The sequence below is a fragment of the Nocardia inohanensis NBRC 100128 genome, assembly GCF_001612945.1.
Lineage (GTDB): Bacteria > Actinomycetota > Actinomycetes > Mycobacteriales > Mycobacteriaceae > Nocardia > Nocardia inohanensis.
The window spans coordinates 592947-606548 of the sequence record NZ_BDBK01000008.1 but is presented as its reverse complement, the minus strand read 5'-3'; the positions used below and the strand labels follow the sequence as shown (position 1 = coordinate 606548).

Below are 13602 nucleotides of genomic sequence, written 5' to 3'. Positions count from 1 at the left end.
GCTGCGGCGGCGTCCGAACAGCGGCCGCAGCGGATTCCCGGACTCACGTGATCGGCTCGCGTCGAATGCCGAACCGGCGGGCCCTCGTCGGGGGTCCCCTGGGTTCGGAACCGCCGCCGGGAGATGATCGTGGCGTGAGGTTCGAAGTGGAAGCTGGGGCTGAGGCTCCGGTGCGGTCGGCTCGGGTGGTTTTTGCGGCGCGGTTGACGGAGTTGTTCGAGGTGGCGGGGAATCCGACGTTGCAGCGGGTGGCGCGGGCGGCGGAAGAGCGGATGCGGGCGGCGCGGGCGGCGGGGGAGCGCGGCTCGGGGATGGTGCAGCGGGTCAGTGATTGGCGGAGTGGGCGGAATGTGCCTTCGCGGTTCGATGTGTTGGTGCCGGTGCTTTTGACGCTGTTCGAGTTGGCTCGGGGGCGTGTGGGGGAGGGCGGGGGCGAGTTGGTGGATCTGGTCGAGTGGGAACGGGTGTGGAATGCGGCGCAGCGGCAGCCGGTTCCGCGTAGTACGCCGGTCGCGGTCAATGCGTTGCGGCGGGATATCGGGACGATCGTCGGGCGCGAGGGGGAGTTGCGGCGGATCGTGGATGCGGCGGGGGAGCGCGGGGTGGTGAGCATTCATACCGTGGACGGGATGGCGGGGGTGGGGAAGACGGCGTTGGTGACGCGGGCGGCGCATCAGCTGGCGGGCCGGTTCCCGGATGGGCAGTATTTCGTGGAGTTGAACGCGCATACGCCGGGGCAGCGGCCGGCGGAACCGGTGGAGGTGCTCGGGACGCTGTTGACGGGGATGGGGGTGGATCCGCGGAATCTGCCGGAAACGCTTGCGGCTCGGCGTGATCTGTGGCGGCATCGGGTCAGTGGGAAGCGGATTCTGCTGGTGCTCGATGATGCGCGCGATCATGGGCAGATCGAGGATTTGCTACCGGGGGCCGAGGGGTGCCTGACCTTGGTGACCAGCCGGCGGCGTCTGGTCGCGCTCGACGGGGCCGCGCCGGTGACTTTGGATGTGCTCGCGCCGGATGATGCCGTGGAGCTGTTCTGCCGCTTGGCCGGTCGCCCCGACACGCCCGAGAATACCTCCGCCGCAACCGAAATCACGCAACTGTGTGGCTATCTGCCGTTGGCGATCGTGTTGCTGGCGGGGCGGCTGGCGCATCGGCCGCGCTGGACGGTCGCGGACCTGGCCGCCGAATTCCGGCGTACCCACGATCGTTTGGCCGAGCTGGAGGCCGGTCCGCGCGCCGTGCGGGCCGCTTTCACCACCTCCTACGGATTGCTGGCCGCCGACCGCAGAAGGCTGTTCCGCCGGCTCGGCGCGCATCCGGGGCCGGATTTCGACGAGTACGCGGTCGCGGCCCTGGACGACGGCACGGTGGCCGAGGCGCGGAAAGCGTTGGAGGAACTGTACGTCGAGCATTTGATCGACGAGACCGCACCCGGCCGCTACCGGATGCATGATCTGGTACGCGAATACGCGCACAGCCTGCTCGAGGATCCGGCGGAGCGGGTGGATACGGGCGAGCGGATCCTCGCCTACTACCTGCGGACCGCGTATGCGGCAATGGAATCGCAGCGCGCCGTGGCGGCACGGGATTCGCAATCGAGCGGGGCGGCTACGGATTCGCAGCACAGCGGGGATGTGACCCGTGCGGGTGGCGGATCGGCGCACGCGCCGCGGCGGCCGAACGTCGCGGGCTCAGCGGTGCGGCCCGGAGGCGAAAAGCCCGCGCGCTCACGATTCTCCAGCTTTCGCGAAGCATCGGCATGGCTGCGCGTCGAGCGTGCGAACATGCTCGCGTGCCTGCGGCAGGCCGCAGCTACCGGCCCGCTGTCCCAGGCGATGGCGATGGCGAAAGCGCTTGTCGGAGAGTTGTATCTGAGCGGAACCTGGCGTTCGCACGCGGTCGCGGTGCAGCGACGGATGGCCGTTGCCGCCGACACCATCGACCCGCGGGGATCCGAGGCGTTCGCCCTGAAGGACCTGGGTGCGGCGGCGTACCTGGCCGATGACTACGGGCTGGTCGCCGAACTGCTCGGGGCCGCCATCGAAGCGCACCCGGCCGAGCCCGCCCTGCTCGCGACGGCCGAACAACTCCGGGCGCGATTGTGGCTGCTGGCCGGGGAATTCGAGGCCGGGGAAGAGCTGCTCGCGGAGGTGCTGGCCCGCTACCGCAGGCTGGGTGACCGCCATCGGGAGGGGCGGGCGCTGAGTGATCTCGGCTGGGCGCGGCATCTGCGCGGCGACTACGCGGGTGCGACCGCGGCCCTCGAAGCGGCGATGGCGGTGCAGCGCGAGATCGGTGATCAGGCGGGAATCGCCGTGGTGCTGAACGGTTTGTCGTGGATGCGTCAGCTGACGGGCGATCGCGAATCCGCTTTCGGCCTGCTGCGGGAGGCCGCCGAGCTCCATCGGGCGCTCGGGCGGCCCGGCTTGGCGGCCTTCAATGTGAGCGCGCTGGCCTGGCTGCATCACCTGGACGGCAATTACCTGCCGGGCATCGAACTGCTCCGGGAATCCCGAATGCTGTTCCGCGAGGCCGGAAACCGGTCCGGGGAAGCCCTCGCCTCCGCCAATCTCGCGTACAGCGAGTACCAGCGCGGCCGGTATCCGGTCGCGCTGGTGGAAGCCGAACGGGCGCACGCCATCTACCTGGAGCTGGACAATCCGGATGGGATGGCTTCGGCGCTGAACATCATCGGCCGGGTCCGCTCGCGCACCGGCGAATCGGAGGCGGCGGCGAAAGCGATCACGACGGCGCTGGAGATCTTCCGCAACTCCGGAAACCCGGTCGGGGTGGCGGATTCCCTCGGAAACCTGGGCTGGGTGCGGCAATCGGCGGGCGAGGCGGCGGGCGGCGAACTGCTGCGGGACGCATTGGCGTCCTATCGCGCGCTGGGGCACCATTCCGGCGTCACCGAGACCCTGAACCGCCTGGGCGCATTTCATTGCCAGGCGGGCGATCCTGAGGCCGGTCTGCGGTTGCACGAGGAAGCGCTGGAGCTGGCGCGGCTGATCGGGAACACGCTCTGGGAGGCGGCGGCGCTCGACGGTGTCGGCCGCTGCCGGGCGCTACTGGGTGACCGCCCCGCGGCGGTGGACGCGCTGCGCTCGGCCGTCGAACGCTACCGCCGGCTCGACATGCCTGAAATCGACTCGGCGGCAGCGCTCCTCGATGACCTGCTGAAACACCCCGGCGAACCCTCGCTGTGAGGTTTCCGGTTCCGGTCCGGAAAATCCGGCCGGGGCCGCTACCTCGAACGATGCCCGATTCGGGCGGTTGGTCGGGACCGGCGATGCCTCCGCCGGTCTACTTTTCTTCGTAGAGGCCGCGGCGGCGGCGGGGACCGCCGCGGCCTCGGTATTGTCGGGTTACCGAGCCCGCGACGGGATCACTTGCCGCCGTATCGGATTCAGCCGTGGCGACTCAGTCGTCCAGAGCGGCGCCGTTGCGCGAGCGCGAAGCGGCGCGGGCGCGGCGACGGGCGGCCTGGAGTTCGGCGAGCTCCTGCTCGAGGGTCTCGGCGATCCGGAACTGCCCGGTGTCGTACACGTTCAGCGGCGGCCCCGGATCGGTCAGATCGGCCAGCGGGGACTTCTCGTCCTCGGCGGCCGGACGAGACTTACCGGTCGCCGAAGTGCGCGTGTCCTTTTCGGCGGGCTTGACCGTTTCCTTCGGCGTGGTCTTGACGACTGGTTCGTCGGCGTCCACTACCGGCGGTTCTTCCTTGACGGCCTTTTCGGAGTCACCGGTGCCCGCCGTCAGGGCCGGCGTAGGGACTGGCACATGTGCCGGCGCGGTCGGGCGGCTCGGCCACGACACCATGGTGTTCACCGAACGCCGGATCTGCTCACCCGGATCCGGTAGATCCCGGATCTGGTCCGTCGCACGGACGATGGCGAGACCGTAGCGCGAGGCGGCGGCATTGTGGATGAGCAGCGCGACGCCGATCATCACCGGGGCGATGGCGTGCACCGCCACGTCGTACCAGCTGCCGTCGCGCAGGTACGGGTAGGTGTTCAGGACGACGGTGAGGCTCAGCAGCGCCATCTCGGCGACCACGACCTGCTTGCGGCTGTCGATCACACCCCATTCGGCGACCTTGTTGGTGCCGATCATGATGATCACGAGGCAGACCGAGATCATGCCTTCGAGCAGGTAGCTGAACCAGTAGAGGGGATCGCTCGGACCGCCGGGAGCGATATTGTGCTGGACGTTGACCGCGGACCAGAGCATGCCGGCCGCGACCACACCGGCGAGCGCGCGCTGGCTCCACGCCCGATGTTTGTACAGCGACGCCAGTTTGGCGTGCGGGCTGGATTCCCGCCGCTGGGCGGCGATCGCTTTGCGGGCGAGCAGCAAATCGCGAATGTCGGCCTTCTCGATTTCTTCGGTGGTCTGCCGAGCCCGGTCGGCAGCACCGGCCGCCGCCTCGGCCTGCTTCCAGCGTTGAGCACGTTCCTGCTCGCGCATGCGCTCGGCTAGCTCGCGCTCGGCGACGAGCTCGTTCTCCGACAGCGCGTCGGTCAGAGCGGGATCGTATTGGTAGGCCAGCCGCCCACGGGCTTTCTCTACCCGCCGAGCCAGCTGGGTGACCTCGTCCTCGCGCGGCTGTTCGATCGTCATCGGGCCTCCTGCAAGCGGAGCGTCGATGGCTGACGGGTGATTCCGGTAGGGAGTGGCACGGGAGATATTTTTAGTCGATGAACCGCCATTGGCGAAACTGTTGATTTGCCAATGGTCCAATCCTTACGGCGTGGCGTCTTCCGACACGCGGAATCGACTCTCCCGCGACCGGTTTACGACGTCAGTTCCAGCTCCGTGTCCAGGGGCATTGCACCCTCCAGTCCATGCGGCAGGCGGCGACGGTTCGGCGAACCCAGGGCAGCCGTCAAATCGGACCCGTCATGCTCGGCCAGCAAATCATCGGAATCCCAGACGAGCAGCGTTGCGCTGACGGTGTTCTCGGCCGCCGAGTGCGCCAGATCGTAGTGCGCGCAGGCCGGTACGTGCGGGTAGGTGATCCACAGGTCGTACCCGGTCATGAACAGATCCAGGTCGAATTGCACGGAGAGACCGAGAAGTTCGCTTCGTCCGTTGTCGTCGACGCCGGCGAAGGCCTCGTCGAGCGCGAGCAGGCGCGGGGCCTGCGGATCGGCCGAATCCAGCATTACGTGCGCGGCGGCGAAGAGCGGCAGGTGCAGCGACACCGACTGCTCGCCGCCGGACAGCGTGGAATGCCGGGCGACGGTGAGCCGGTCCTCGGAGCCGTCCGCGGTGACAATGGTGAACGAGAACACCCGCCACGTACGGTAATCCAGGGTGGTAGCCAGAATCTCCGGATACGAGCGTTCCGGATGCGCCGCGCGGGCCGAACGGATCTCCGCGGCGAAATGTGCGCGAATAGCCGACAAATCGTCCGGGGTGAGGTCGGCGGAGTCGCGGTCGAGCAGCTTGCACACCGCGCGCGCCGGTTCCGGGAGATTGTCCGCCAGCACCCAGTGCACGCCGATGGTGTTGCCGGAGGACATGCGGCGCTGTTTCATCTCCGCGCCCATCCGGGAGATGAGATCCCGTGCGTCGGAGGTGCGTTCGTGGATCTGCTGCGCGAGGCCGGTGAGCAGGGCGTCCTCCAGGATGCGCCGCTCGGCGTCGGTGAGCAGCAGTTCCTGATCGCGCCGCGCCGCGTTGATCCGCTCGGCGAAGTCCGCCAGCGACGACAGGCCGTGGTCGTCGTGCACCTGGACGACGGTAAGCCCGTCCGCCGCATCCCAATTCAGCCGATAGTCCTGCCGCGCCGCGGTCAGCGCCGCGTCGAACTCCTGCAAGGCGGTGGTCACGGCGCTGCGCGTCGACTTGCGCGCCGCATCGCCGGCCCGCACCGAAGCGGTTGCGGCGGCCAGGTTCTCGAACAGCGCGGCCACCTCGTCGGGCAGCACCTTCGGCTCCTGCTCCGGATCGCTGTTCTCGATCCGGTACAGCAGCTGCTCGGGCGTGGACCAGGCCGCGTCACTGCTCGGCCAGCGGCTGTCGGCGGGCGCGCCCAGCAGGCTCAGCAGATCCGGGCGCGCGTACGGCGCGAGATGCCGTACATCCGCCAGCAATTCGGTCAAAGCGGTCCCCAGCGCCGCGTGTGCCGCCCGATGCGCCCCCTCGGCGGCACCCACCGCCTCGATGGCTTCGTGCGCCGCCTTACGGGCCGCCTTCTGCTCGGCCCGCGCCGCGTCGATCTTCTCGCGGGCGAGCTCGAGCTCCCGATCGATATCGGCCGCTCCCGCCCCGAGCGCCTCCCGCAGCGTCTCCAGCTTCCGCTGTTGCTCTTCATAACCCGACCGCGCCGCCTCGGCCTCCTCCGCGAACGCCTCGGCCAGATCCTTCGCCTCGTCCAGACGGTCCCCGGCCTCCCGAGCCCGCTCGTGCTCGCGCTGATGATCCCCCCGCAACCGCAGCAGCGCGGTCCCGGCATTCTCGAAATGCCGTACCGCGGCGGCCAGAGCATCGAGCTCGGCCGGATCCCGAGGCACCTTGTGATCGGCCGCGATCCCCCGGACCTTCTTATCCGCGGCCGTGTACTCGGCAACAGCCTGATCCAGCTCCCGCTCCGCCTGCCCCGTCCCCTCGGCCCGCGTCCGCAGCACACCCGCCGCCTCGGACACCATCCGCAAAGCCGCGGTAATAGCGGTAGTGCGCGGAAGCGCCTTGGCCGCAGCCGAAATCCGCCCGAGCTCCTCGGTAGCGGCCCGCTCCTCAGCGGTCGCGTCCAGCGCATCCTGCTCGGCAGCCGAGATAGCCGCCGCCAGCTCGACGAGCCGCAACTCGCGCCGCCGCGCCCGCGCCGTCGTCCCGATGAATTCGGCATCCGCCTTGTGATGCCGCCCCACCAGCACTCCGAACCGATACCGCCCGTCCGCCGAAACCACCGCCGCGCCACCCGCACTCACCGGCTGTGCCTCGGCCCCGGATACCGCGCACGTGCCGGAGACCGGGGCAGCGCCGGGCGCCGCCGTCGCTTTCCCGGATTTCGTTCCGGTGACACGATGCAGGGCGACCGAGGCGAGCACACCGGCCACGACCTCGCGCGGCACGGTCAGTGTGTCGGTGTCGTCCTCGACTACCAGTACGTCCGAGAGCGTTGGGCCGGTCGGTCGTTCGGCCGCCGGGAGCGGCACGAGGAACTGCTCGGAAGCATGCGCGGGCAACTCGTCGTGCGCGCACACCCACGCGTCGAGCAGGTTCGCCGCCTGCATGGCTGCTTCGATCCCGGCCGCCTCGCCGGCCCCGACATGATCGGCGAAGCGCACCAGCCGCCACAACGGCGCGCCCGCCCGCTCGCTCCGCGCATCGGTCCGCCCCGCGAAAGCCGGTGGTGCGTCATCACGTTCGGCCGCGACCCGGTCACGTTCGGCCCGTAATTCGGCAGCCCGCTCCGCGGCCTGCGCGGCACGCAGGCGCGCCTCCTGCCGCCGGGTACGGACCTCTTCGGTGAGCGGCTCGGTTCGCTCGGCGAGCACCTCGGCAGGCGTCGCGGGCAGCTCGGCCGCTTCGGTGCCTGTGCGGGCGACGGCGTCGCTGAGGGCTTCGAAGAGGCCGGTGCGGATGGGGGAGTAGACGTCTCGGTGGGTGTCCCACCAGTCGCGGAGGGCGACGGCGGTGTTGGAGCGAGCCAGGGCTACCGAGGCTTCGGCTTCGGCGAGTTCGGCGGCGGCGGCGTCCTTGAGTTCGGCGGCGCGCTGGACGGCGCGTTCGGCGCGGGTACGTTCGTTGGCGGCCTGGTCGACGAGGGTGAGGGCGCGGCGGACGGCGCGGACGTCGGCGTCGCGTTCCTCGGCGTGCGAGCGGACGGTGGTGGTGAGGTGGTCGGCGCGAGCCTGTTCGGGGAGGGCGGTCCAGTTGATGCCGGCTTCTTCTGCGGCGCAGCGGAGTTCGTCCTCGCCGCGGGCCAGGGCGGAGGCGGCGTTGGCTACGGCGGCGCGGGAGCGTTCGTTCTCCTCGGCGCGCTGGTCGACGGTTTGGCCCGCTTTCAAAGCCTTGTCGCGGTGGACGGCGGAGGAGGTTTCCAGGCGGCGGACGGCGTCGGCGAGGTCGTCGAGTTGCTGTTTGCCTTCGTAAGCGCTGGAGCGCTGGAGGGTTTCGCGGTCGGAGAGGGCTTGTTCGTAGGCGCGATCGGCGTCCTCGGCGCGGGTCTCGGCGGCGGCGCGGTCGGTGTCGCGGCGCTGGCGCAGCGCGGCCGCGGCGTGCAGGGCGGTGCCGGCGTGGGTGACCGCGTCCAGGCGGGTGCGGACCTGATCGATATCCGTTTTGGCTTGGACGGCCAGGTATTTGCGGTAGACGCCGACGAAGGCACGGGTCGCGGAGTCGGCTTGGACCAAGCCCTCGAGGGTGCGGCCGACCTCCTCCATATCGCTGAAGGAACGGGCGGCATCGAGGATGAGTTGCTCGTCCAGGGGGCGCAGGCCGTCGGTGAGGGCCTGGGACAGGCCGCGCGGGTCGAGGTTCTTGGCCAGCTGCGGGCGGCGCAACGTCAGAATGAGGTTGATGAGCTGGTCGTAGCGTTGCTGTCCGAGACCGAACATGCGGGCGTCGATGGCGGCGCGGTACTCGACGGGGCGGTCGACGATGGCGTCGGAACCGATCTGTTCGGCCAGTTGCTTGCGGGTCAGCGGGCGATCGTCGGGGCCCAGCAGCGAGAAGTCCACGCCCACCCGGCCATCGGCGACGAAATACCAGCGGGTGACCTTGTCCTGCGAGCGGGTGGCGCGCATACCGATGCCGATGGTGACGGTCTCGGGCTCGGCCCAGCTGCCGCGCGCGAACTCCATCCACACATACGAGTAGGCCGATTCCTGCTTGCGGTACAACAGGTTCGACTTCATGGTGCGCTCTTCACCCGCGAACGGGTTGAGCCGCCGGGGCTCGATGCGCCCGTCGAAGACGAAGGGGAACAACACCTCCAGGGCCTTGGTCTTGCCGGACCCGTTCGGCCCGCGCAGCACCAGGCGGCCGTCGGCGAAGCAGAACTCCTGGTCGCGGTAGTCCCACAGGTTGACGATGCCCGCGCGAGTGGGGACGAAGCGGACGCCACCGTGAATGAGGTCGGACATCAGTTCCGGGATCCCTTCTCGATCGAGGCCGTGTCGTCCTCGGTGCCGACCTGCGCCGGCGAGATGAACAATTCGGTCTCCGCGCGAGTGCGGATGGTGACGATGGCGCCGCGATACCGAGCCAGCGCGGGCAGGATGAGCAGCCCGCCGTCGATGAGTTCCACCAGCCGCAGGCGCTCCAGCAGCCCGACCGCTTCGGCGGTCAAGCCGGGGACGTCGGCCTGCCATTGCGCGGCGAAGGTGTTGCCGTAGCGGCCGGTGAGCATCTGCACGGTGTCGCGAATCCACGAGGATTCGATGAACGGGTACTCCGGGATCTCCGGCTCCTCCACCTCGATCTCCGAATCCTCTTCCGGCACATACATCTCCAGCAGATCGGCGAGCGGCGCGAACACCGTGGTGAACGGGATGGCGCTGTCGAGCTGCCCGGCCAGATCGGTGAACGGCCGCTCCGGCCGGGGCCTGCGCGGCACCGGATTGTCGAGATCCAATACCAGGTCGGCGATTTCACCCGCCAGCAGCAGCGCGACCTGCGCGAGCGTGCCGGTGCTCGGGAACCGCACATCCGAGAGCCGCCCGGAACTGTCGATCAAGGCCACCCCCTCGGCCCGCCGCTCGGCCTTCAACCCGGTGACCAGCTCCACTTCCCGCACCAGCTTCTCCTGCGCCAGCAGCTCCCGGCCCGGCTGATCGAGTTCGTCGGCGTAGACGACCGGCTGCTCCACCAGCGCCCGCCGCACCTTGCGCGCCGCGAGAGCCTGTGCGGGAGCACGGGTATCGCCGCCCCCGGCCTCCTCACCGAGCAGCCCGGTCACGCTGTTGAGGTGCTGCACCGCCCGCGGCGGCCGGAACAACGCGAACACCACGGCCCGGTCGATGTCGTAGAGCGCCTCCCCGGCCTCGGGATCGCTGGCCCAGCCGCCCGCGTCACCATCGGCGAGGGCCACCGCGCCACGCGCCGACAGCCACCCCACCGCGTCCACGAAAGCATCACGATCCGCGGCCCGGTCCGGCGCCAGCTCCAGCCCCTCCACCCGCTCGGTGTACGCCGCCACCTGATCGGCCAACTCGGACAAGGTGATCTGATCACCCGCCCGCCCCAAAGCCGCCAGCGCCAGCGCCAGATACGCGTACCGCCGCCGATCGAACACCCGCTCGGCGGGCGTGCGCGCGGGCCGCGCCGACTCCAGTTGATCGTGGACCGGGAACAACCGCGCGGTCGTCTCGGTGACCTCCAGCCGATACCCGAACAGCTCGGCGAGATCCTCCCGCAACTCCGTCGCCCACCGCCGGATCAACGGCAACGCAATCCGATCCGGGTAACTCCGCGTGATCAGGTGATTGGCCAGCACCACCCGCGCCGCCCGCTGATAACTGTCGAGAGCCAGCGAATCGATGGACCGCGCGTGCATCAGCCCACGTCCTTTCCATCGAGATCCCCGGCCCCGGCCGATTTGCGGTGGCTGCCGGCTGCGTTGGCGGCCTTGCTTTTACGCAGGGCGGCGGTTTCGCGAACCTCGACCCTGCGGCCGTTGAGATGCAGCAGGCCGCGGGTGGTGCGAATGGCGGTCGAGCCTTCGTGAGGGGAGACGGTCAGGGTGACGCCGTTGTCGGAGCCGGTGGTGCCGACCTTGCCACTGACCGGTACCCAGGCGGTGGAGGCGGCGTCCAGGAGTTTGAGCAGCACCTCGGTTTCGCCCTCGTCGAGTTCGCGTTCGTAGACGTCGGCGGCGGCCAGGGAGCGCGCGGCGGCGGCGCGGGCGCGCTGGGCATCGAGCTGGGCTTCGCGCAGGCGGCGGATGCTCGCGTCATTGCGTTGCAGGCGGGCGGGTGCGCCGGGAGTGGGCGGGCGGCCGGTTTCGGCGAGGGTGCGGGCGATCTCCAAAGGCGGTGCGTCCCACCAGGATCGGATGGCCGGAATCACGTCCGCGTCGGGGTGGTGCATGGCCAGGTGGCGGGGTTTACCGAGCCCGAAGACCACGTCGAACAGGGCGTGCGCGGCTTCGGCGGAGGGGGCGGCGGTGAACCAGCCGGCGAGATGGCGCAGCGCCGATTCCCGGCTCACGCCGCCTTTGCGGGTTTCGGTGACCCGGCGCAGCAGTGACAGCACCGCCGCGATGGCGCTCATGGTCGCCTCGCGCAGGCGCTCGCATTCGGTGACCCCGCCCTCGCCGTCGGGCAGGAACCAGCCCCGCAGCCCGTGCCAGCGCGCCCGCCAATCCGCTTCGCGCTCTTCGTAATTCAGCAGCACGCGTTCGTCGATCCGGGCGGCGCGCTCGATCAGCTCGTCCACCCCGGTCGCCTCGGCCTCCAGGATCGCGGTGGCCAGGCGCGGTGCGAAGCGCGCCAGATCCATCGAGAATTCCCGCATGTGCGCCAGCAGCGCGTCCTTGTGCGCGAGGAACGCTTCCGGTGTCGCCTCGGTGGTCCGCACCAGATCGCCCAGCGTCAGATAGAAGTGCGCGGCTCGTTCGGCGAGATCGGTCAGCGCCCGGTCCAGGCGGTTGAGCACCCGGTACACCCGCGGCGCGTCACCGGTCTTGTTGGCCTCGGCCAGGGTGTGCAGATCGCTCAGCAGTTCCGGCAACACCAGGCGCGAGAGCGAAGCCTCGTCGAGCCGCGCCTCCAGCACATCCGATACCGCCCGGTATGCCTGATATCCGGCCTGCGAGAACTGGTACACGAAATGCCGGTTCCGGTACTCGGCCAGCGTCGCCGCCCGCGTCCCGTCGTAACTGCGCTCCAGCACGCCCCACTGATGCAACTGCTCGAGCAGCGGCCCCACCTCGGTCGCGGTGAACCCCGGCGCTCCCGGGCAACGATTGAGCGTCTCGACCACATCGGAGGCGTGCAGCAACACCACGTACGCCGCCCGCGCCGTATCGAAAGCACGCAAAACCCACAGGTAGTCCCCCCGCTTCTCGGCTGTCGCGAAGGAGAACAACCGGAGCCGGTCGGCATGCGCGAACTCCACGGCATCGACCCCTCTCGGGTCGGGCAGCAATCCGTCAGCGGACTCGGTCACCGGAGAAGGTTAATACCGCGCACCGACCGGTCCCGAATTGCCGTGGGTGTCGGCGCGCCCAGTGCCCGATTCGCCTCGTTCGTTCGAGTGGCCCGACCGAGCGCTCCGGACCGATTAATTTGTCGATGCGGCTTCGTCTGCATCCACGACCCCCGGTTACGCAAGACCGCAAGGAAGAAGGACAGCCATGACCATCGGAAAAGATCTCGTACTCAGCCACGTCGCCGTGCTCGTCGGTGACCAGCAGCAGGCGCTGGAGTTCTACCGGGATGTGATCGGTCTCGAGGTGCGCCAGGACATGCCGTTCTTCGGTGACGCCCGCTGGATCACCGTCGGCCCGGCCGCGCAGCCCGGCATCGAGTTCATGCTCGAGATTCCGGCGATGAACCCGAACGAGGCCGCCCAGCAGGCCAATCGCGCGCGTCTGGAGAGCGGCGCCATGGGCACCCTGATCTTCGGCACCGAGGATGTGGACGCCACCTTCGAGCGCCTGCAAGCGGCCGGCGTGCCGGTCGAGCAGCCGCTGGTCGATCAGCCGTACGGCATGCGCGACTGTGGTTTCGCCGACCCGTGGGGCAACCACCTGCGCTTCGCCCAGCCACTGGGCTGAACACCCGGTCAGCGGGACCCGCGCGGCAGCACCGGTCGCGCCGGGTCCCTTTGCCGTACCGCCCTATCGGGTCGCGAGGGCCGAACGCTCGACGGTGAGCAGGCTTTCGGTGTGATGCTCGGCGTAGTACCTCTTCGCGCCGCCGTTCAACCCGAACAGGCTCTTGGACCACAGCAGCCAGGTGACGGCGGCCAGGTTGACCAGCAGGGCGGCCACCCGCAGGAAGGTGACCTTCTCGGTCAATTCGTAGATCTCCAGCGGCAGGAAGATCGAGGTCGCGATGACCGCGAAGTACTCACCCCAGCGCTTGATCAGCCACAGCCCGACGCCCTCGAGGATCTGAATGCCCGCGTAGGCGAAGATGCCGGCCGCCACCCAGGCCAGCGTGGTGGGGGAGAAGCTGAACGCCTCGTCGATCCAATGCACGATCTTGGAATGGTCCGGATCCCAGCCGACCTGGTCGGCCAGCTGCCGCACCAGCGGAAGTTCCTTGTCCCAGGCCGCCTTCCACGAATCCTGCGAACTGCGCAGCTTCAGCACGCCCACCCCGAGCAGGATCAGCACCAGCGCGCGCCCCACCCGCTCGGCCGCCAGCAGCCGCATGATGATGCGGTCGCGCAGCAGCCGCCCGCGCGGCACCTCGGGCGCGTCGTCGGCGGGACCGCTCCGGCGCGGCTCGCCCGGCACGAAATCGCCGCAGCGCAGACAACGCCACGATTCCCCGGCCGGAGTCGCGACGTGCAAGCGGACCGCGAGCTCGGGTTCGGTGGGGGCGTAGGTCTCATGCCCTCGAAAGGCGCAGGTCCACAGACTGAAGTCCATGGGTCGCAGCCTAATGGGCGATAAGATCAGCAGGCGACAATACGGGC

At 69.5% G+C, this 13602-nt stretch carries 7 protein-coding genes; 2 read left to right on the top strand and 5 right to left on the bottom strand.

Translation table 11 applies throughout. From position 1 onward, the window contains the following. The first annotated feature begins 146 nt into the window (after positions 1-146). The gene (locus tag NI1_RS18540) at positions 147-3209 is read left to right on the top strand and encodes a tetratricopeptide repeat protein (protein ID WP_157535182.1); all 3063 of its coding nucleotides are present in this window, start codon (positions 147-149) and stop codon (positions 3207-3209) included. Positions 3210-3423: 214 nt separating this feature from the next. Here NI1_RS18540 and NI1_RS18535 read toward each other — a convergent pair whose 3' ends face one another. The 4 genes from NI1_RS18535 to NI1_RS18520 all read right to left on the bottom strand — a co-directional run bounded on the left by NI1_RS18535 (position 3424) and on the right by NI1_RS18520 (position 12072). Then, a complete protein-coding gene (locus NI1_RS18535; RefSeq protein WP_067821882.1) occupies positions 3424-4623 on the bottom strand; it encodes a hypothetical protein in 1200 nt (399 codons plus the stop codon). A gap of 173 nt (positions 4624-4796) precedes the next feature. Continuing rightward, on the bottom strand, positions 4797-9098 hold the full coding sequence (locus tag NI1_RS18530; RefSeq protein WP_067821879.1) for a TIGR02680 family protein: 4302 nt from the start codon (positions 9096-9098) through the stop codon (positions 4797-4799). Next, a complete protein-coding gene (locus tag NI1_RS18525) occupies positions 9098-10510 on the bottom strand; it encodes a TIGR02678 family protein (RefSeq protein ID WP_067821876.1) in 1413 nt (470 codons plus the stop codon). Before NI1_RS18525 ends, NI1_RS18530 begins: the two co-directional genes overlap by 1 nt. Beyond that, positions 10510-12072 (bottom strand): TIGR02677 family protein, encoded by a 1563-nt coding sequence (locus NI1_RS18520; RefSeq protein WP_439957282.1) that lies wholly within the window; start codon positions 12070-12072, stop codon positions 10510-10512. Before NI1_RS18520 ends, NI1_RS18525 begins: the two co-directional genes overlap by 1 nt. Before the next feature lie 238 nt (positions 12073-12310). Between NI1_RS18520 and NI1_RS18515 the strand changes: the two genes are divergently transcribed. Then, positions 12311-12733, top strand: coding sequence for a VOC family protein (locus NI1_RS18515; protein WP_067821874.1), 423 nt, complete (start codon positions 12311-12313; stop codon positions 12731-12733). Between the two features lie 63 nt (positions 12734-12796). Here NI1_RS18515 and NI1_RS18510 read toward each other — a convergent pair whose 3' ends face one another. Then, on the bottom strand, positions 12797-13555 hold the full coding sequence (locus tag NI1_RS18510; RefSeq protein ID WP_067821866.1) for a DUF2127 domain-containing protein: 759 nt from the start codon (positions 13553-13555) through the stop codon (positions 12797-12799). Positions 13556-13602: the final 47 nt, after the last annotated feature.